The organism is Roseovarius sp., assembly GCF_040219995.1.
Classification (GTDB): Bacteria; Pseudomonadota; Alphaproteobacteria; order Rhodobacterales; family Rhodobacteraceae; genus Roseovarius.
Genome location: NZ_JAVJUC010000042.1, coordinates 146,061 through 164,995, shown reverse-complemented (window position 1 = coordinate 164,995; position 18,935 = coordinate 146,061). Strand labels below are relative to the sequence as shown.

At 64.2% G+C, this 18,935-nt stretch carries 17 protein-coding genes and 1 tRNA gene; 10 read left to right on the top strand and 8 right to left on the bottom strand.

Features of this window, described 5'->3' with window-relative positions:
* Positions 1–12: 12 nt before the first annotated feature.
* From RID11_RS18750 to RID11_RS18730, 5 genes are all read right to left on the bottom strand, one after another.
* Positions 13–1,059, bottom strand: coding sequence for a rod shape-determining protein (locus RID11_RS18750; RefSeq protein WP_050663361.1), 1,047 nt, complete (start codon positions 1,057–1,059; stop codon positions 13–15).
* Positions 1,060–1,200: 141 nt separating this feature from the next.
* The gene (gene hisD / locus RID11_RS18745; RefSeq protein ID WP_350141796.1) at positions 1,201–2,502 is read right to left on the bottom strand and encodes a histidinol dehydrogenase; all 1,302 of its coding nucleotides are present in this window, start codon (positions 2,500–2,502) and stop codon (positions 1,201–1,203) included.
* A gap of 104 nt (positions 2,503–2,606) precedes the next feature.
* Positions 2,607–3,077, bottom strand: coding sequence for a DUF2948 family protein (locus tag RID11_RS18740; protein ID WP_350141795.1), 471 nt, complete (start codon positions 3,075–3,077; stop codon positions 2,607–2,609).
* Positions 3,074–4,342, bottom strand: a complete 1,269-nt coding sequence (murA, locus tag RID11_RS18735) for a UDP-N-acetylglucosamine 1-carboxyvinyltransferase (RefSeq protein ID WP_350141794.1) — start codon at positions 4,340–4,342, stop codon at positions 3,074–3,076. The genes RID11_RS18740 and murA overlap by 4 nt, the downstream gene beginning before the upstream one ends.
* Before the next feature lie 5 nt (positions 4,343–4,347).
* Positions 4,348–4,515, bottom strand: coding sequence for a hypothetical protein (locus tag RID11_RS18730; protein WP_350141793.1), 168 nt, complete (start codon positions 4,513–4,515; stop codon positions 4,348–4,350).
* Positions 4,516–4,599: 84 nt separating this feature from the next.
* Here RID11_RS18730 and RID11_RS18725 point away from each other — a divergent pair.
* Positions 4,600–4,674, top strand: a tRNA-Thr gene (locus tag RID11_RS18725).
* A 74-nt stretch (positions 4,675–4,748) separates the two neighbouring features.
* The gene (locus RID11_RS18720) at positions 4,749–5,945 is read left to right on the top strand and encodes a hydantoinase/carbamoylase family amidase (RefSeq protein ID WP_350141792.1); all 1,197 of its coding nucleotides are present in this window, start codon (positions 4,749–4,751) and stop codon (positions 5,943–5,945) included.
* An 85-nt stretch (positions 5,946–6,030) separates the two neighbouring features.
* On the opposite strand, the gene RID11_RS18715 is transcribed toward RID11_RS18720, so the two are convergent.
* Together RID11_RS18715 and RID11_RS18710 are read right to left on the bottom strand one after the other, a co-directional pair.
* The gene (locus RID11_RS18715; RefSeq protein WP_350141790.1) at positions 6,031–6,747 is read right to left on the bottom strand and encodes a response regulator transcription factor; all 717 of its coding nucleotides are present in this window, start codon (positions 6,745–6,747) and stop codon (positions 6,031–6,033) included.
* Positions 6,744–8,651 (bottom strand): hybrid sensor histidine kinase/response regulator, encoded by a 1,908-nt coding sequence (locus RID11_RS18710; protein ID WP_350141789.1) that lies wholly within the window; start codon positions 8,649–8,651, stop codon positions 6,744–6,746. The genes RID11_RS18715 and RID11_RS18710 overlap by 4 nt, the downstream gene beginning before the upstream one ends.
* A gap of 230 nt (positions 8,652–8,881) precedes the next feature.
* On the opposite strand from RID11_RS18710, the gene RID11_RS18705 reads away from it, so the two are divergent.
* From RID11_RS18705 to RID11_RS18670, 8 genes are all read left to right on the top strand, one after another.
* Positions 8,882–10,825 (top strand): AMP-binding protein, encoded by a 1,944-nt coding sequence (locus RID11_RS18705; protein WP_350141864.1) that lies wholly within the window; start codon positions 8,882–8,884, stop codon positions 10,823–10,825.
* Positions 10,822–11,643 (top strand): ABC transporter ATP-binding protein, encoded by an 822-nt coding sequence (locus RID11_RS18700; protein ID WP_350141788.1) that lies wholly within the window; start codon positions 10,822–10,824, stop codon positions 11,641–11,643. Before RID11_RS18705 ends, RID11_RS18700 begins: the two co-directional genes overlap by 4 nt.
* Positions 11,644–11,726: 83 nt before the next feature.
* A complete protein-coding gene (locus RID11_RS18695) occupies positions 11,727–12,716 on the top strand; it encodes a branched-chain amino acid ABC transporter permease (RefSeq protein ID WP_350141787.1) in 990 nt (329 codons plus the stop codon).
* A gap of 5 nt (positions 12,717–12,721) precedes the next feature.
* Positions 12,722–12,976, top strand: coding sequence for a hypothetical protein (locus RID11_RS18690; protein ID WP_350141786.1), 255 nt, complete (start codon positions 12,722–12,724; stop codon positions 12,974–12,976).
* A gap of 1 nt (position 12,977) precedes the next feature.
* Positions 12,978–14,054, top strand: coding sequence for a branched-chain amino acid ABC transporter permease (locus tag RID11_RS18685; protein ID WP_350141784.1), 1,077 nt, complete (start codon positions 12,978–12,980; stop codon positions 14,052–14,054).
* Between the two features lie 78 nt (positions 14,055–14,132).
* The gene (locus tag RID11_RS18680; RefSeq protein ID WP_350141783.1) at positions 14,133–15,419 is read left to right on the top strand and encodes an ABC transporter substrate-binding protein; all 1,287 of its coding nucleotides are present in this window, start codon (positions 14,133–14,135) and stop codon (positions 15,417–15,419) included.
* A 110-nt stretch (positions 15,420–15,529) separates the two neighbouring features.
* Complete coding sequence (locus RID11_RS18675) at positions 15,530–16,354, top strand: ABC transporter ATP-binding protein (protein ID WP_350141782.1); 825 nt, start codon at positions 15,530–15,532, stop codon at positions 16,352–16,354.
* 42 nt (positions 16,355–16,396) lie between these two features.
* Positions 16,397–17,617 carry a phenylacetate--CoA ligase family protein gene (locus RID11_RS18670; RefSeq protein WP_350141781.1) on the top strand — a complete coding sequence of 407 codons (1,221 nt, stop codon included), beginning with the start codon at positions 16,397–16,399 and terminating at the stop codon, positions 17,615–17,617.
* 59 nt (positions 17,618–17,676) lie between these two features.
* Here RID11_RS18670 and RID11_RS18665 read toward each other — a convergent pair whose 3' ends face one another.
* Positions 17,677–18,921: an NAD(P)/FAD-dependent oxidoreductase gene (locus RID11_RS18665; protein ID WP_350141780.1), complete on the bottom strand. Its 1,245-nt coding sequence runs from the start codon at positions 18,919–18,921 to the stop codon at positions 17,677–17,679.
* Positions 18,922–18,935: the final 14 nt, after the last annotated feature.

Here is an 18,935-nt window from a genome sequence, read left to right as displayed (position 1 = left end):
AAGGTGGGCGGGTTAACTGTCGTAGTCAATCGCGTGGCGCAGTTGTTTCTCGAATTCGAGCGCCTTGCCCGTTCCGAGCGCCACGCAATTGAGGCTGTCATCTGCGATGGACACTGCCAGCCCGGTCTGTTCGCGCAGCGCCAGATCGAGATCGCCCAGAAGCGCGCCGCCACCCGTCAGCATCACGCCCCGGTCGACGATATCGGCAGCAAGGTCGGGCGGCGTCGCCTCGAGCGCGGTCATCACCGCTTCGCAGATCTGCTGCACCGGTTCGGCGAGCGCCTCGGCCACCTGCGCCTGACTGATTTCGGTCTCTTTCGGCACCCCGTTGAGCAGGTCGCGCCCGCGCACCTGAATGGAGGTGCCGCGCCCGTCATCGGGCATCCGCGCGGTGCCGATCGAGGTCTTGATGCGCTCCGCCGTGGCCTCGCCGACCAGCAGGTTCTGCTGACGACGCAGATAGCTGATGATCGCCTCGTCCATCCGGTCGCCGCCGACCCGAACCGAGCGCGCATAGACGATATCGCCAAGCGACAGCACCGCCACCTCGGTGGTGCCGCCGCCGATATCGACGACCATGTTGCCGGTGGGATCGGTGATCGGCATGCCCGCGCCGATCGCCGCCGCGATCGGTTCGGCGATCAGCCCGGCGCGGCGGGCACCGGCCGACAGCACCGACTGGCGGATTGCGCGTTTCTCGACCGGGGTCGCGCCATGCGGCACGCAGACGATGATCTTTGGCTTGGAGAAGGTCGAGCGCTTGTGCACCTTGCGGATGAAATGCTTGATCATCGCCTCGGCGGTGTCGAAATCGGCGATCACACCCTCGCGCATCGGGCGGATGGCCTCGATGCTGCCGGGCGTGCGGCCCAGCATCAGCTTGGCATCCTCGCCCACGGCAAGCACCTTCTTGACACCGTCCTTGATGTGGTAGGCCACCACCGAGGGTTCCGACAGGACGATGCCGCGTCCCTTGACATAGACCAGCGTGTTCGCGGTTCCCAGGTCGATCGCCATGTCCGATGAAAAGAGGCTGGGAATTCTGTCGAAGATTGCCATTTACGTAACTGTCCTGTCGCCCCAATGAAGATTTGCCCCGCGACTCGGGCGGTCGGGGGCCGGATTTCCTTATAGTTGGCGGCCTGCATGGGCGAAAGGGGCTGTTTCAACCCTGTAAGCACCAAACCGCCACCCCCGGTGTCACCCGTTAAGATGATCGAGCCGTGCGCGTACCGACAATCCGTGTGCCTCGAGGCTCTCGGATTTGGCCAGCGTCTCGGCGGCGGGGCCGATGGCGCGCAGGGCTTCGGGTGTCATCTTGGCCAGCGTGGTGCGTTTGAGGAAATCCATCACCGACAGGCCCGACGAGAACCGCGCCGAGCGCGCCGTGGGCAGCACGTGATTGGGCCCGCCCACGTAGTCGCCGATGGCCTCGGGCGTCCAGGCCCCGAGAAAGATCGCGCCGGCATGGGTGATCTGCTGGCTCAGCGCGTCCGGGTCGCTTACGCAAAGCTCCAGATGCTCGGGCGCGATGCGGTTGCTGAGCGCGGCGGCGCTGGCGAGGTCGGGCACTGTGATGATCGCGCCGAAATCGCGCCAGCTTGCGCCCGCGATGGCGCGACGCTCCAGCGTTTGCAGATGGCGTTCGATGGCCGCGCCCACGTCGCGCGCCAGCCCCGCATCGTCGGTGATCAGGATCGCCTGCGCGCTCTCGTCATGTTCCGCCTGGCTCAGCATGTCGAGCGCGATCCAGTCGGCATTCTGCCCCTTTTCGGCGATCACGAGGATCTCGGAGGGGCCTGCGATCATGTCGATCCCCACCTTGCCGAACACCCGCCGCTTGGCCGCCGCCACAAAGGCGTTGCCCGGGCCGGTGATCTTGTCCACCGGCGCGATGCTCTCGGTGCCATAGGCCAGCGCCGCCACCGCCTGCGCGCCGCCGATGCGGTAGATCTCGTCCACGCCCGCGATCTGTGCCGCGAGCAGAACCAGCGGATTGGCCTTGCCATCCGGTGTGGGCACCACGATGGCCAGCCGCTCCACTCCCGCCACCTTGGCCGGGATCGCGTTCATCAGCACAGAAGACGGGTAAGAGGCGAGGCCACCGGGCACATAAAGCCCCGCCGCGCCGACAGGCGTCCAGCGCCAGCCAAGCACGGCGCCGCTTTCCTCGGTCCAGCTTGCATCCTCGGGCAGTTGCCGTTCGTGATAATCCCTTACGCGGGCGGCGGCGAGTTCGAGTGCCTCGCGTTCGGCCTGCGGCACCTGCGCGACCAGAGCCGACAGTTCTTCGGGCGAAAAGCGCAAGGTCTCCGGCGTCAGCTCCAGCCGGTCGAACCTCGCGGTGAGCTCGATCACCGCCGCATCGCCCCGCGCGCGCACGTCCTTGATAATGGCGGCGACGGTGTCGTCCACGTCCGGGCTGTCTTCGCGCTTCATGCTCAGAAGGGCGGTGAACCGCGCCTCGAAATCGGGCGCTGTGGCGTCGAGCGTGAGGGGCATGGCGGATCCTTTCGGCAAGGCAGATAGCGGGCGGGTGAATGTGTCTCAAGCCCCGGGTTTCTTTATGGCAAAAATACTCAATATCCGAGGGTTGCAACCGGGTGTCAGCTGTCGTGGCGGGGCACCTTGCCCGACGGCGCGCGATAGGGTCGCGTGACGTCCTTGAGCGTGACCTCGAGCGCCTCGATCTCGAGCCGGATCGCACCATCACCAGCCAGCGTCAGCAGCAGATGGCCCGCGCCGTCGCCGGTCGGCTCGAAACTCACCGACAGCAGCGACAGGATCGTGTCCGCGTCATTCCGGTCGATGCCTTGGCTCGCGACGCGCAGCACGTTCTCGACCACCAGCACTGATTGCACCCGCTCGGGCGCGTGCCGCTCGCGGCCCTGATCCTCCCAGCGAAAGCGGTTGAGCAGCAGGCCAAAGCGCCGCTCGCCCGCGCGCCATGTCATTTCGGTGATCGGAAAGACCGCATCCTGCGCGAGGCTGGAGATCACCTGCAGATCATCGACATCGAACGCACCCAGATTGAGCGGTGTCTCGCGCCCGTCTTCGAATTTGGCGTCTTCGGTCATTGGCCGCTGATCCTTTCGATCTTCGCCCCGACATTGCCGAGTTTCTCCTCGACGCTCTCATAGCCGCGATCGAGATGATAGACCCGGTTGACCACCGTCTCGCCTTCGGCCGCCAAACCGGCGAGGATGAGCGAAACGCTGGCACGCAGGTCGGTCGCCATAACCGGCGCGCCCTTGAGATGTTCGACGCCGGTGACGGTCGCGGTGCCGCCCTGCACGTCGATCCGCGCCCCCATGCGCATCAGTTCCGGCGCATGCATGAAGCGGTTCTCGAAAATACGTTCCTCGAGCACCGAGGTGCCTTCGGCGGTGCACATCAGCGCCATCATCTGCGCCTGCAGGTCGGTGGGAAAGCCGGGGAAGGGTTCGGTGATCACATCGACGGCCCGCACGCGGCCGTTCTTGCGGCTGACCTTGAGGCCGTTTTCGGTCTCCTCGACCGAGACACCGGCGGCATCGAGCCGCTCGCAGAACGCCTGCACAAGGTCGATCCGCCCGCCGAGGCATTCGACCTCGCCGCCGCAGATTGCGGGCGCCAGCATGTAGGTGCCCAGTTCGATCCGGTCGGGCACCACCGGATGCGTCGCCCCGCCCAGACGGTCGACCCCTTGAATGGTGATGGTCGAGGTGCCCTCGCCCTCGATCTGCGCGCCCATGCGGCGCAGGCACTGTGCCAGGTCCACGATCTCGGGTTCGCGCGCGGCGTTCTTGAGCACGGTCGTGCCCTTGGCGAGCGTCGCCGCCATCAGCGCGTTTTCCGTGGCCCCGACCGAGACGATGGGAAATTCGAACGTGCCACCCTTCAGGCCGCCGGGGGCCTTGGCGTGGACATAGCCTTCGCGCAGGTCGAGTTCGGCGCCCATGGCCTCCAGCGCCTTGAGATGCAGATCGACGGGGCGCGCGCCGATGGCACAGCCGCCGGGCAGCGACACCACCGCATGCCCGTCGCGCGCCAGCATCGGGCCAAGGACCAGGATCGAGGCGCGCATCTTGCGCACGATGTCATAGTCCGCGACGTGATTGTCGAGCGCATGCGACGATAGCGCCAGCACCTTGCCGCCCTGCATCTGCGTCACTTCCGCCCCGAGCGATTGCAACAGCGTGCTCATCGTCTTGATATCCGACAGGCGGGGCGCGTTGGTCAGGGTCAGCGGCTCTTCGCTGAGCAGCGTGGCTGGCATCAGCGTGAGGCAGGCGTTCTTGGCCCCCGCGATCGGGATTTGCCCCTTGAGAGGGCCATTGCCCGTGACGACGATCGAATCCATCTGCTCTACCCTTTGTCCTTGTCACCGGTTTTCGGTTTGTCTGCCTCATCCGCACCGCGCGCGCGCATCTGCGCCTTACGCCGCGCGAGATTGGCCTTCAACGCCGATTTGAGCCTGTCCTCGCGGCTCTGCCCCTTTTTTGCGGGCTTGTCGGGTGTGGTTTTCCTGTTCATGCAGCCCGTCTTACAGGAGCCATCAAAAACCGTCCAGTTACCCCTTGCGCGAGGGGGCATTAGCGTCTAATCAGCGCGCCACGTGCTGCTGTAGCTCAGTGGTAGAGCGCACCCTTGGTAAGGGTGAGGTCGGGAGTTCAATCCTCCCCAGCAGCACCATTACCCCTTTCCTGAATCGCGTTGCACCTGCCCCGTGGGACTGTAGGCTGCCCCTGTCTGGAAGGGAGGACTACATGATCACCGTGAACCCCGAGAGATTTCTGGCCGATTTGCATCGGCTGCGCGAGTTCGGCGCGGCGGGGGTGGGCAAGGGCGTGGTGCGCCCGGCCTTCAGCGCGCCCGATATTGCCGCACGGGAATGGCTGGCCGATGAGATGCGGGCGGCGGGGCTGACCCCGCAGTTTGATCCGGTGGGCAGTCTCTTCGGGCTGGCCGAGGGTAAATCGCTGCTGATCGGCAGTCACAGCGACAGCCAGCCCGAGGGTGGCTGGCTCGACGGGGCACTTGGTGTCATCGCGGGGCTGGAGATTGCCCGCGCCAGCGTCGAAGCGGGCGGGCCGCCCGTTTCGGTCGTGTCGTTCCAGGACGAGGAGGGGCGCTTTGGCGTGACCACCGGCAGCGCGATCTGGTCGGGCAACCTGAGCCTTGAGGATGCCGACCGGCAGACCGACCGCGAGGGCGTGAGCTTTGCCGAGGCGCGCGCGGGCATGGCGCATCTGGCGGGCGAGTTCATTGATCCCGCGCGGTTCAGCGGCTTTCTGGAGATGCATATCGAGCAGGGCCCGTGGCTCGAACAGGCGGGCGAGGCGGTGGGAGTTGTCACCGATATCGTCGGTATTCGCGACATGCGGATCACGCTCGATGGCCAGCAGAACCACGCGGGCACCACGCCCATGCATCTGCGGCGCGACGCCTTTCAGGGCGTGTCGCGGTTCAACAGCCTGATCAACGAGCGGTTTCGCAATGTGGTGACGCCGCAGACGGTCTGGACCATCGGCCACGTGCGGCTGCATCCCGACGCGCATTCGATCGTGCCGGGGCAGGCGGTGTTTTCCATGCAGTGGCGTGACGGCGACGCGGACCGGTTGCGCCGGATGGAGGAGATCATTCGCGATACCGCCGCAGAGGTGGCGGAAGAGATGGGGCTTGGCCTGAGTTTCGGCGATATGCTGGGGCTGGAGCCGGTGCCGATGGATGGGAGTTTGCGCGCGGCGCTATGCGACAGCGCCGAGGCCGTGGCCCCGGGCCGCTGGCGGCAGATGCAGTCGGGCGCGCTGCACGATGCGACCAATGTCTCGCGGCTGATGCCTGCGGCGATGCTGTTTGTGCCCTCGATCGACGGGATCAGCCACGCCTTTGCCGAGGACACCGCCGAGGCCGATCTGGTGGCCGGGCTGGAGGTGCTGGCGGGGGCGGCGGCGCGGCTTTGATCATCTAGACCGCGCCGTCGTCCGGCTTGACCGGACGATCTTTCGACAAGAGATCCTCGGGTCGGGGCCCGAGGATGACAGCCCCTTATCCCCAGTCGACATCCCCCAGAAAGATATAGCCCGCGCCGTAGATCGTCTTGATCAGGCGGGGGTTCTTGGGGTCTTCGCGCAGCTTGGTGCGCAGGCGCGAGATACGCACGTCCATGGCGCGGTCGAAGCTTTCGCCTGCCGCGCCGCCAAGCGCCTCCTGCATCGCGTGCCGCGAGATCAGCCGCTTGGGGCGTTCGAGAAAGAGCCGCAGCACCTCGCCCTCGGCATGGGAAAAGGGGGTTTCCGTGCCGCTTTCGTCCTCGAGCACATAGCGGTCGAAATGCGCGATCCAGCCGTTGAAGCGCGCCACCTCGCCGGTCTGCGGGGCGGGTGTGCCGCGACGCAGGCGGGCGCGGATGCGGGCCACCACCTCGGCCGGATCGAACGGCTTTATGATGTAGTCGTCGGCCCCCAGTTCCAGCCCGGTCACCCGGTCCTGCACCTGCGCGCGGCCCGAGATGATGATCACCGTGGCGCCCTGTTCGAGCGCCAGCCGGTGCACGAGGGTCAGCCCGTCGCGGTCGGGTAGCGACAGGTCAACCAGGCAGACATCGGGATTGGCCTGCCGCAATGCGGCCTCGAATTCGGTGGCGCGGCCAAAGGCCATGGTGCGAAACCCGGCCTCGGTCAGCGCATCGGCCAGCATCGTCCGGATCGCCGGTTCGTCGTCGAGGATAGTCACCAGCGGGGCCGTTTCGGGGGGTGCGGTCATGGGCGGTCTCCGGCATTCAGCGCGGCGTCAAGCTGGGCTGCGGTGAAGGGTTTGCGCAGCACCGGCACGCGCCTGGCCGCAGCGCGGTGCAGGGGATCGTCGGGCGGCAGCGAGGTCATCAGGACAAGCGGGCAATCGGGCCCGCGTGGCACCGAGGCCAGATCGAGCCCGGTGCGGTCGCCTTCCAGCACGATATCCGAGAGCACGGCGGAAATCTCGGGCAGGTCGGCGATGAGCGTTGTCGCCTCCTCCACGCTGGTCGCCTCGATCACGCTATGGCCCGCGCCGCGCAACATGTCGCGCAGGGCGCTGCGCAGGTCGGGGCTGTCCTCGACCAGCAGCACGAGGCCGGGCGGGCGTGCGTCGCCTGCCGGACGCAGCGGCAGGCGCAGGGCCACGCGCCCGCCGGTGTCGGTATTGCCCAGGATGATGCGCCCGCCCGCCAGCTTGGTCATGTCATAGACCATCGACAGGCCCAGCCCCGAGCCCTCGCCGCCCTTGGTGGTGAAGAACGGATCAAGGGCGTGGTCCATTGCCTCGGGGCTGAAGCCGGGGCCGGTATCGTCGAGCATGAATTCCAGCCAGGTGTCCTGGATCGTACGTGCCGTCAGGGCGATCTGGCCGCTGCGGCCACAGGCATCGCGTGCATTCAGGATGAGATTAAGCAGCGAATCCTGCAGCATGCCTGCATCGAGCAGATAACGGGCCTCGGTCGTCTCGCGGGCGATCCGCAGGGTAACGCCCGAGGGCAGGGCAGAACGCGCCAGCGTCTCTAGATCGCCGAGGAAGGCCCCGAGATCGGTCGGCACCGGTTCATGCTCGCGCGGGCCGGTCATGTCGGCGATCCGGTTCAGGAGCCCGCCGCCGCGCCGGGCGGCGGCCAGCGTGGCGTCGATCAGCTCGCGCGCTTCTTGCGGCAGGCCCATCCGGCCAAGCCGCGACTGCATGCCCAGAATGATCGTCAGCAGATTCGAGAAATCATGCGCTAATCCGCTGGTCAGCTGCGCCGCCATCTCACGGCGCCTTGTCTGTTGCAGGGCGGCGCGGGTCTGGCTTTCCTCGGTGATGTCCATCGACAGGATATAGACGCCGCCGCTGGAATGATCGGGGGTGAGGGCGACGCGGATGCGGCGCGAGCTTGGTTCGTGGGTGAACTCGAACACCGACGCCTGCCCGGCATAGGCCTTGTCCAGTTCCGGGCCGATCACCGACCAGGGTTGCGGCCCCAGAACCTCGGCCGCGTGCACCCCGATCAGATCGGCGCGTGAGCCGGGCATGACCGAGGTGAGCCTCCGGTTGGAATAGGTGTAGCGGCGGTCGGGGCCGACATGCGCGATATGGGCGGGCATCATCTCGGCGGTCAGCCGCGTGCGCGCCTCGGCCTCGGAGATCTGGCGCTTGGCCTCTTCCAGCGCAGTGATCGTCGCCTCAAGCTCTCGGTTGGCGGCGGAGAGATCCTCGGAATAGCTGAGCAACTGATCCGACAACTCCTCCGATCGGGCGCGCAGCAGCGCCTCCTGCCGCTTGGTGCGGGTGATGTCGGTATAGACCGTGACCCAACCGCCCTGCGGCAGCGGCGTGCCCTCGACGCTGATCGTGCGGCCATTGGCGCGGGTGCGTTCCATGTAATGCGGCTCAAACGCGCGGGCGATCTCAACGCGGGTGGCGACGAACTCGTCGACATTGCCGACATCGCCATAATCGCCGCGTGTGGCCAGATAACGGATCGTGTCCGAGAAATCGGCCCCCGGCGTCACCAGCCAATCGGGCAGGGCGAACATTTCCTGAAAGCGCCGGTTGCAGACGGCCAGCCGCAGATCGCGGTCATAGATGGTGAGCGCCTGCTGAATGAGGTTCAGCCCGGCCATGGTCATGGCGTCACGGTCGGCGTGGTTGGGGCTCATTCATCTCTCCTCCTGATCCTTGGCTAGCACTGGATCCCGGGGGCGCAAAGGCTGTATATGCGCCTGTTACAATTCGTAAGGATTGCGAAATGTTCAGGAAAAAGTTGACGGCGAGCGTGTTTCCCGCACCCTTTGAGGAGAGGAGAATCGCCCCAAGGCGGTCGGAGGTCCGTTCAGGCGGACGATTGGGAGGATAAAATTTGGCACAGCCGTCACAGGCGACGGACGGGATGGATTCCGTTCCGGCGCTCTTGCAACGTAACGCCACGCGGTTTGGCGATGAACCCGCCTACCGCGAAAAGGAATACGGCATCTGGCAATGCTGGACCTGGGCCGAGGCCGAGAAGGAGATCGAGGCGCTTGCGCTCGGGCTTATCAATCTTGGCGTGAACGAGGGCGATTTCATCGCCATCATCGGGCGCAACCGGCCGCATTTCTACTGGTCGATGGTGGCCGCGCAATCGGTGGGGGCGATCCCGGTACCGCTCTATCAGGATGCCGCCGCCGACGAGATGGCCTATGTCATGGATCATTGCGGCGCGCGCTTTGCCATCGTCCAGGATCAGGAGCAGGTCGACAAGCTGATCGAGGTGCAGGAGGGGCTGCACCAGCTTGAACATATGATCTATGTGGACCCTCGGGGCCTGCGCAAATACGACCATCACAAGTTGCATCGCTATATCGACATCCAGGAACAAGGCCGCGCGGCCTATTACGAATGGATCGAGGACCTGAAGGCGCGGCGCGAAAAGCTGACCTATGACAGCGTCTGTGTGATGCTCTATACGTCGGGGACCACCGGCAAGCCCAAGGGCGTGGTGCTGAGCAATCGCAACATCATCGAGGCGTCAAAATCCTCGTCGGAGTTCGACAAGCTGACCCGCGACGAAGAGGTCCTGGCTTACCTGCCGATGGCATGGGTCGGCGATTTCATCTTTTCCATCGGGCAGGCCTATTGGTGCGGGTTCTGCGTCAATTGCCCCGAGAGCCCCGAGACCATGCAGACCGACCTGCGCGAGATCGGGCCGACCTATTATTTTGCGCCGCCGCGGGTGTTCGAGACGCAGTTGACCAATGTGATGATCCGGATGGAGGATGCGGGAAAGCTCAAGAAATGGCTATTCGATTACTTCATGGCGCATGCGCGTCGGGTCGGGCCGGCGATCCTTGATGGTAAGCCCGTGGGCGGGATGGACCGGTTGAAATACGCGCTTGGCAACCTGTTCATCTACGGCCCGCTCAAGGATACGCTTGGCCTTGGCCGGGTGCGGGTGGGCTATACGGCGGGCGAGGCGATCGGGCCGGAAATCTTCGATTTCTACCGCTCGCTCGGCATCAACCTCAAACAGCTTTACGGCCAGACCGAGGCCAGCGTGTTCATCACCCTGCAACCCGATGGCGAGGTGCGTTCCGACACTGTGGGCGTGCCCGCGCCGGGCGTGGAGATCCGCATCAGCGACACCGGCGAGGTGTTCTATCGCGGGCCGGGAACGTTCGAGTATTATTACAAGAACGAGGAAAGCACGAAAAAGACCAAGGATTCAGAGGGTTGGGTTGCCACCGGCGATGCGGGCTTTTTCGAGGACGGTTCGGGCCACCTGCGGATCATCGACCGCGCCAAGGATGTCGGCAAGATGGCCGACGGGCAGATGTTCGCGCCGAAATACGTCGAGAACAAGCTCAAGTTCTATCCCAACATCCTTGAGGCCGTGGTGTTCGGGCATCAGCGCGAGCAGTGCACTGCCTTCATCAATATCGACCTGACGGCGGTCGGCAACTGGGCGGAGCGCAACAATATCGGCTATGCCTCTTACCAGGAACTGGCCGGAAATCCGCGCGTGCTCGACATGATCCAGAGCCATGTGGAAGAGGTCAACCGCAGCCTCTCGGACGATCCGATGCTGTCGCATTGCCAGGTGCATCGCTTCCTTGTGCTGCACAAAGAGCTCGATGCCGACGACGGCGAGATGACCCGCACCCGCAAGGTGCGCCGGGGCGTGATTTCCGAGAAATTCGAGGATCTTCTGGGTGCGCTCTATGATGGCTCTCGTGAGATTTATACCACGACCGAGGTCACGTATGAGGATGGGCGCAAGGGCAGCATCAGCGCCACTCTCCAGATACGCGACGCGGCGGTGGTGCCGGTAGAGACAGCAAAGGTGGCGGCGGAATGAACGATATGACACCTGATGGATACACCACCGAGGACGGTCGCAAGATCGGCGGGGTGGTGATGGAAATGAGAAATATCACGCTGCGCTTTGGCGGGGTGGTGGCGATCCAGGATATCAGTTTCGACATTCGCGAGGGCGAGATCCGGGCGATTATCGGACCCAACGGGGCGGGCAAATCCTCGATGCTCAACGTGATCAGCGGGTTTTACCATCCGCAGGAGGGCGAGGTCTGGTACAAGGGGGCCAAGCGTCCGACGATGAAGCCCTATGAGGTCGCCCGGCAGGGCATCGCGCGCACCTTTCAGAATATCGCGCTGTTTGAGGGGATGACGGTGCTCGACAACGTGATGACGGGCCGCATCCGGCAGATGAACGCGGGGCTGCTGTCTCAGGCGATCTGGAAGGGAAAGGCCGAGCGGGAGGAAGTCGAGAACCGTGAAGTCGTTGAAAAGATGATAGATTTCCTTGAAATCCAGCATATCCGCAAGACCCCGGTGGGGCGGTTGCCTTACGGTCTCAAGAAGCGGGTGGAACTGGCGCGGGCGCTGGCCGCCGAGCCGTCGATCCTGCTGCTGGACGAGCCGATGGCGGGAATGAACGTCGAGGAGAAGGAGGACATGAGCCGCTTTATCCTTGATGTGAATGACGAATTCGGCACCACGATTGCCCTCATCGAGCATGACATGGGCGTGGTCATGGACCTCTCCGACCGGGTGGTCGTGATGGATTACGGCAAGAAGATCGGTGACGGATCGCCCGATGAGGTGCGGCAGAATCAGGCGGTGATCGACGCCTATCTGGGGGTGGCGCATGACTGATTATTCCACATCGGTAACATGTCGGTATTGCGTCGGTATTGCGTCGGTGTCGCAGGACAACACGAAAAACGGAGGCTTGCGCCATGCCTGAGCAGTTTATCTGGGGAATGGAAGTGTTCCTGAACGGGCTCATGGCCGGTGTTCTCTATGCGCTGGTGGCGCTTGGCTTCGTGCTGATCTTCAAGGCGTCGGGCATCTTCAATTTTGCGCAGGGCGTGCTCGCGCTCTTCGCGGCCTTGACGCTGGTCGGGATCATGGAGGGGCAGGTGCCGTTCAGTCACCTGATCAACGCGGTCTTTGGCACCGAGGTGCATCATTTCGGATGGACGGTGCCCGCGCTGGGCGCGATCCTGCTGACCATGGTGGTGATGGTGGCGCTGGCCTGGGCGGTCAATCAGTTCATCTTTCGCCATCTTGTCGGGCAGGAGCCGATCATCCTCTTCATGGCGACGATTGGTCTGGCCTATTTCCTCGAAGGCTTCGGGGACATGATGTGGGGATCTGACATCAAGAAGCTGGATGTCGGCCTGCCGCAGGGCATCAACAGCGTCATCGACGAGGTGACCTACAATATCTTCGGCTATGGCTTCTTCATCGACAATCTCGATCTGTGGGCGACGTTCGTGGCGGCGCTGCTGGTGATCGCGCTGGTGCTCTTCGCGCAGTTCTCCAAACATGGCCGGGCGATGCGGGCGGTGGCGGATGACCATCAGGCGGCGCTGTCGGTGGGGATCTCGCTCAAGTTCATCTGGGTGATGGTGTGGTCGCTGGCAGGCTTCGTGGCGCTGGTCGCTGGCATCATGTGGGGCACCAAATCGGGGGTGCAGTTCTCGCTCTCGCTGATCGCGCTCAAGGCGTTGCCGGTGCTGATGCTGGGCGGCTTTACCTCGATCCCCGGGGCGATTGTCGGCGGGCTGATCATCGGGGTCGGTGAAAAGCTGTTCGAGTTCCTGATTGGTGCGCCCTATCTGGGCGGCGCCACGGAAATCTGGTTCGCCTATGTGCTGGCGCTCATCTTCCTCGTGTTCCGGCCGCAGGGCCTGTTCGGCGAGAAGATCATCGAGAGGGTGTGAGGGTCATGCAGAAGCTGATTGCTATCGTCAACGTGATCGCCTGGGCCGGGTTCTGGTCATTCGGCTATCTCGCGCTTTCGGCGCAGGTCGATAATACCGGGCAGATGGTCATTGCCGCCGTTCTTGCGGCTATGGGCGGCGGGGTGGGCATGCTCGCCTATTTCTGGCTGGTGCGCCACACCGAGGCAACGGGCTATGCCAAGCCCGCTAACCGCGCGCAAAAGCGCGACGACGACGAGATTCATGGGGAGGTACTCTGAAATGTTTTACCGTGAGGCGGGGGATTTCAAGACCTCCTATACCGACGACAGCCAGACCTTTCCGATCAAGTTCGACCGCTATCGCTATTATGTGGTTCTGGTTGCGGCCTTCGCCGTGGTGCCCTTCGTCATCAACGACTATTGGGTGAACGCGGTCTTTCTGCCGTTCCTGATCTATGCCATCGCAGCGATCGGTCTCAATATCCTCGTGGGCTATTGCGGGCAGGTGTCGCTTGGCACCGGCGGGTTCATGGCGGTGGGGGCCTATGCGGTCTACAAGCTGATGACCGGCTTTCCCGAGGTGAGCATCTTCATCCATATCATCCTCGCAGGTGGAATCACGGCCGGGGTGGGGGTGCTCTTTGGGTTGCCATCGCTGCGGATCAAGGGGTTTTACCTGGCGGTGGCGACATTGGCGGCGCAGTTCTTTCTGGTCTGGCTCTTCAACCGCGTGCCGTGGTTCTACAACTACTCGGCCTCGGGGCAGATCAGCGCGCCCGAGCGCACCATGTTCGGTGTGCCGGTGACCGGCGCCGAAACGGCCCCCTGGGCGGCCTATCTCTTTTGCCTCGTCTTTGTTGTCGCCTCGGCGATCATCGCGCGCAATCTGACGCGCGGCATGGCGGGGCGCAAATGGATGGCCATTCGCGACATGGACATCGCCGCCGAGATCATCGGGGTGAACCCGCTCAAGGCCAAGCTGAGTGCCTTTGCCGTCTCGTCCTTCTTCGTGGGCATCGCGGGCGCGCTGTTCTTTGCCGTTTACCTCGGCGCGGTCGAGGTGGGCGAGGCGTTCGGCATCAACAAGTCGTTCCTCGTCCTCTTCATGGTGATCAGCGGCGGGCTAGGCTCGATCTTCGGCAGCTTTGCCGGGGCGGCGTTCCTGGTGCTGTTGCCGGTGCTCTTGAAGAACACGCTGGTGGGGGGGCTTGGCTGGCCCACCGATCTGGCGGCGCATCTGGAGTTCATGATCGTCGGGGCGCTGATCATCATCTTCCTGATCGCGGAGCCACACGGGCTGGCGCAACTGTGGCGCGTGGCCAAGGAGAAGCTGAGACTTTGGCCCTTCCCGCATTAGGGCGGGGTGACGGAATTGGGCGCGGGAGGCTGCGTTCAAGACGAGACATCGGATAAAAACCAAGGGAGGATAATACCGATGAGACAGAAACTGATGACGGCCGCAGCCGTCGCGATGATGGCGGCAAGCCCGGCGCTGGCCGAGCTGACCATCGTCGACACGAGCTATCGCACCGGGCCTTATGCCGCGAACGGCATTCCGTTCTCGGACGGGTATCAGGACTACTTTACCCTGCTCAACGAGCGTGATGGCGGTATCGGCGGCGAGATGATCAACCTCGTGGAATGCGAGACCGGTTACAACACCGAGAAGGGCGTGGAGTGCTACGAGGCCACCAAGAACGCGGGCGACGGCGCGCTGGTCTATCAGCCGCTCTCGACCGGTATCACCTATCAGCTGATCCCCAAGGCGACCGCCGATGGTATCCCGCTTCATACCATGGGATACGGGCGCACCTCGGCCAAGAATGGCGCGGTGTTCAAGTGGGTGTTCAACTATCCCGCCAACTACTGGGACGGGGCGAGCCACGCGATCACCCATGTCCTGAACGAGAATGGCGGCGATATCAGCGGGCGCAAGATCGCGCTGGTCTATCACAACTCGGCCTATGGCAAGGAGCCCATTCGCACGCTGGAAAACCTTGCCGAAAAGCATGGCTTTGAGCTGATGCTGCTGCCGGTCGACCATCCCGGTCAGGAGCAGAAATCGCAATGGCTGCAAATCCGTCGCGAGAAGCCTGACAACGTGATCATGTGGGGCTGGGGCGTGATGAACCAGGTCGCCATCCAGGAGGCCGTGAACATCCGCTTTCCGATGGATCAGTTCATCGGCATCTGGTGGTCGGGCTCTGAGAATGACGTGAAACCGGCGGGCGACCGGGCCGATGGCTACAAGGCGCTGACCTTCCACAACCTGGGCGACGATTACCCGGTTTATGCGGACATTCAGGAACATGTCGTGGGGACCGGCAATGCTGCGGGTGCGGGCGATCAGATCGGCAGCGTGCTCTATAACCGGGGCATGTATGCCGCGATGCTGGCCGCCGAGGCGATCAAGACCGCGCAGGAGATGCACGGCGTGAGTGCGGTCAATGCCGCCCAGATGCGTGACGGCATGGAGAACCTGGAGATGACCGAAGAGAAGATGGCGGCGCTGGGCCTGCCCAACTTCGGGCCGGAGTTCAAGGTGTCCTGTGAGAACCACGGGGGCAACGGCTTTGGTGCCGTGTCGCAATGGGATGCCGAGGCCGGTGAATTCACCCTGATCACTGACTATTACCAGTCGGATCAGGAGATCATCTCCAAGCTGGTGGCCGAGGATTCGGCGCAGTTTGCCGAAGAGAACGGGATCGAGCCGGGCTGCTGAGGTGATGTGACACTGTCCGGCCGCCGCACGGGGTGGCGGCCGGACGATTTGAGTATTTTTGGAAAGATGAAGGCGGGGCGGTCCCTGTCTGTCTGCGACGGAGAGCTTTGATGCTGGATGCGGGAAAGACCGATGAGACCCTTCTCGAGGTCAACAATATCGAGGTGATCTACAATCACGTGATCCTCGTGCTCAAGGGCGTGAGCCTGAGCGTGCCCAAGGGCGGGATCACAGCGCTTTTGGGTGGCAACGGGGCGGGCAAGACCACGACGCTGAAGGCGATCTCGAACCTGCTGAAATCCGAGCGCGGCGAGGTGACCAAGGGCACGATCCACTATCGCGGCGAGCGGGTGCAGGATCTGCTGACCTCGGATCTGGTGAAAAAGGGCGTGGTGCAGGTGATGGAGGGGCGGCATTGCTTCGAGCATCTGACCGTCGAGGAGAACCTGCTGACCGGGGCCTATACGCGGGGGGCCTCGCGCGGTGATATCGATGCCGATCTGAACATGGTTTATGACTATTTCCCACGCCTCAAGGAACGCCGCAAGTCACAGGCGGGCTATACCTCGGGCGGGGAGCAGCAGATGGTGGCGATCGGGCGCGCGCTGATGAGCCGCCCCGAGACGATCCTGCTGGACGAGCCGTCGATGGGGCTGGCCCCGCAGCTGGTGGAGCAGATTTTCAGCATCGTGAAATCGCTCAACGAACAGCAGGGCTATACCTTTTTGCTGGCTGAGCAGAACACCAACGTCGCGCTGCGGTTCGCGCATTACGGCTATATTCTGGAATCGGGCCGGGTGGTGATGGACGGCCCCGCCAAGGACCTGCGCGAGAACCCCGACGTCAAGGAATTCTACCTCGGCATGTCGGATGAGGGGCGCAAGAGCTTTCGCGATGTGCGCAGCTATCGCCGCCGCAAGCGCTGGCTGGCGTGAGCCTGTTCGCATTTCCCGAGACCCACGCCAGAGGATGATGGCATGACCGACTATTTCGACGCCCAAGAGACCCGCAGCGCGGCGGACCGCGCCGAGGCGCTGGCCCGCGACCTGCCTGCGCAGATCGCGCGGGCGCAAGGCTTGCCGGGTTATAATGGGGCCTTGGACGGGGTGGAGGCGCAGCGGATCACGGATGCGGCGGCGCTCTCGGCGCTGCCGGTGTTGCGCAAATCCGATCTGGGGCGGGCGCAGGGCGCGGCAGCGCCGTTTGGCGGGCTGACCGGGCTGCCTGCCGCAGGATTCGCCCATATTTTTCAGTCCCCCGGCCCGATCTATGAGCCGGGTGGCGTCAGCCATGACTGGTGGCGGATGGGCCGGTTTCTGCATGCCTGCGGCGTGGGGCAGGGTGATATCGTGCAGAATTGCTTTGGCTATCACCTGACGCCTGCGGGCATGATCTTTGAGAACGGCGCGCGGGCGGTGGGGGCGGCGGTGCTGCCTGCGGGCACCGGCCAGACCGAGTTGCAGGCGCGCGCCGCGCATGATGTCGGCGTCACCGCCTATGCGGGCACGCCCGATTACCTCAAGGTCATTCTCGACAAGGCCGAGGAGATGGGGCTGGCCCTCAAGATCACCAAGGCGGCGGTGGGGGGTGGTGCGCTCTTCCCGTCCTTGCGCGCGGAATATGCGGAGCGCGGGATTCAATGCCTGCAATGCTATGCCACCGCCGATCTGGGCAATATCGCCTATGAGAGTGCGGCGCAGGAGGGGATGATCGTGGATGAGGGCGTGATCGTCGAGATCGTGACCCCCGGCACCGGCAACCCGGTCGCCCCCGGAGAGGTGGGCGAGGTGGTGGTGACCACGCTCAACCCCGATTATCCGCTCATTCGCTTCGCCACCGGCGATCTGAGCGCGGTGATGGAAGGCGAAAGCCCCTGTGGCCGAACCAACATGCGCATCAAGGGCTGGATGGGCCGCGCCGATCAGACCACCAAGATCAAGGGCATGTTCGTGCGCCCCGAACAGGTGGCGGCTTTGGTCGCGCGGCATGACACGATTTCACGCGCCCGCGTCATTGCCAGCCGCGAGGGCGAGGCGGATGTGATGACCGTGCGGATCGAGGCCACCGGCGGCGAGGCCGATCATTATGCCGGGGCGGTGAGCGAGGTGCTCAAGCTCAAGGGCCGGATCGAGGTGGTGCCGCCGGGCAGCCTGCCCAATGACGGCAAGGTGATCGAGGATCTGCGCAGCTACGAGTGAGGGGTGCCGAAATCTTGAAAAGATTTCGGTCCGCGATCTTTTGAAGATCGCGGGTGCGCTTAGCTGAAGCGGTTGGCGTCGTAGGGGGCGAGGTCGATATTGGGGCGGCGTCCGGCGATCATGTCGGCGATGAGCCGCCCGGTCTTGGGCCCTGCTGTCAGACCGATATGCTGATGCCCGAAGGCGGCGTGCACGCCGGTGCCGCCAATCTCTCCAATCAGTGGCAGGCTGTCCGGGGTGGAGGGGCGAAAGCCCATCCATTCCTCGACGCTGTCATAGGTCAGACCCGGGAAGACCTGCGCCGAGACGCGGCGGATGAGATCGAGCGGCGCGCGCGACGGCCCCTTGGTGATGCCGCCCAGTTCCACCGTGCCTGCGCAGCGCAGCCCGTGGGCCATCGGGTTGACCGCGAATTTGCCGGTCGAGATCATCAGCGGGTGGCGTGGCATCTGCGAGGGGTTTTGGAAATGCAGGTGATAGCCGCGTTCTGCCTCGAGCGGCACCTTGAGGCCAAGCTTGCGCATCAGCGGTTTCGACCAGATGCCCGCCGCCAAAACGGCGGTATTGCAGGGCAGCGCGCCCTGATCCGTCACCACGCCGGTGATGCGCCCATCGGTGAGGGTGATGTCGCGGACCTCGGCGCGGCGGTAGTGGCCGCCCTCGGATTGCAGAACCCTAGCGAGATCGGCCATGTAGGCGAGCGGATCGCGGATATGACCGTGATCCCTGAGCAGGGCAAGGCACTGCGTGGCGGGCCCGAGCATCGGCTCGACCTCTTGCACTGCCGCCCCCTCGATCAGTTCGGGGATATGCCCGGCGGCGCGCTTCATCTCCCACCCGTAGCTGTCGGCCTCAAAAGCGGCGCGGCTGGGATAGGCATAGGCGAAATCGCTGGTGGCGAGCCATTTCTCGGCGGGGGTTCCGCGCACCAGCGCGCGGTGCTGATCGATGCTGTCGCCGACGATGGGGATCAGCCCCTCGACCATGCGGCGGGTGCCCTCGGGGGTGGCGTTGCGGGTGAATTGCCACAGCCACGGCAGCAGGCGCGGCAGGTAGGACCATTGCAGGAAAAGTGGCGAACGCGGGTTGCTGAGGTATTTGATCGCGGTGGGGATCAGATCGGGGGTGTTGACCGGCACGATGGCCCATTGTGCGAGCAGCCCGGCATTGCCTTGCGACGCCCCCGCGCCGGGATAGTCGCGATCCACCAGCGTGACCGCGTGGCCCGCGCGGCGCAGCCAGATGGCGGAGCTGAGGCCGCAGATGCCGGCCCCGATGACGATGATGTTCTGGGGGGTGGTCAACGGGCGGCCTCTGG

What these genes read in the sequence shown, in the direction of transcription:
- RID11_RS18715 (WP_350141790.1), bottom strand. Translation starts at nt 6,747, where the DNA reads ATGACCGCACCCCCCGAAACGGCCCCGCTGGTGACTATCCTCGACGAC.
- RID11_RS18695 (WP_350141787.1), top strand. Translation starts at nt 11,727, where the DNA reads ATGCCTGAGCAGTTTATCTGGGGAATGGAAGTGTTCCTGAACGGGCTC.
- RID11_RS18750 (WP_050663361.1), bottom strand. Translation starts at nt 1,059, where the DNA reads ATGGCAATCTTCGACAGAATTCCCAGCCTCTTTTCATCGGACATGGCG.
- RID11_RS18680 (WP_350141783.1), top strand. Translation starts at nt 14,133, where the DNA reads ATGAGACAGAAACTGATGACGGCCGCAGCCGTCGCGATGATGGCGGCA.
- RID11_RS18705 (WP_350141864.1), top strand. Translation starts at nt 8,882, where the DNA reads ATGGATTCCGTTCCGGCGCTCTTGCAACGTAACGCCACGCGGTTTGGC.
- RID11_RS18740 (WP_350141795.1), bottom strand. Translation starts at nt 3,077, where the DNA reads ATGACCGAAGACGCCAAATTCGAAGACGGGCGCGAGACACCGCTCAAT.
- RID11_RS18710 (WP_350141789.1), bottom strand. Translation starts at nt 8,651, where the DNA reads ATGAGCCCCAACCACGCCGACCGTGACGCCATGACCATGGCCGGGCTG.
- RID11_RS18675 (WP_350141782.1), top strand. Translation starts at nt 15,530, where the DNA reads ATGCTGGATGCGGGAAAGACCGATGAGACCCTTCTCGAGGTCAACAAT.
- RID11_RS18730 (WP_350141793.1), bottom strand. Translation starts at nt 4,515, where the DNA reads ATGAACAGGAAAACCACACCCGACAAGCCCGCAAAAAAGGGGCAGAGC.
- hisD (WP_350141796.1), bottom strand. Translation starts at nt 2,502, where the DNA reads ATGCCCCTCACGCTCGACGCCACAGCGCCCGATTTCGAGGCGCGGTTC.
- murA (WP_350141794.1), bottom strand. Translation starts at nt 4,342, where the DNA reads ATGGATTCGATCGTCGTCACGGGCAATGGCCCTCTCAAGGGGCAAATC.
- RID11_RS18720 (WP_350141792.1), top strand. Translation starts at nt 4,749, where the DNA reads ATGATCACCGTGAACCCCGAGAGATTTCTGGCCGATTTGCATCGGCTG.
- RID11_RS18685 (WP_350141784.1), top strand. Translation starts at nt 12,978, where the DNA reads ATGTTTTACCGTGAGGCGGGGGATTTCAAGACCTCCTATACCGACGAC.
- RID11_RS18690 (WP_350141786.1), top strand. Translation starts at nt 12,722, where the DNA reads ATGCAGAAGCTGATTGCTATCGTCAACGTGATCGCCTGGGCCGGGTTC.
- RID11_RS18670 (WP_350141781.1), top strand. Translation starts at nt 16,397, where the DNA reads ATGACCGACTATTTCGACGCCCAAGAGACCCGCAGCGCGGCGGACCGC.
- RID11_RS18700 (WP_350141788.1), top strand. Translation starts at nt 10,822, where the DNA reads ATGAACGATATGACACCTGATGGATACACCACCGAGGACGGTCGCAAG.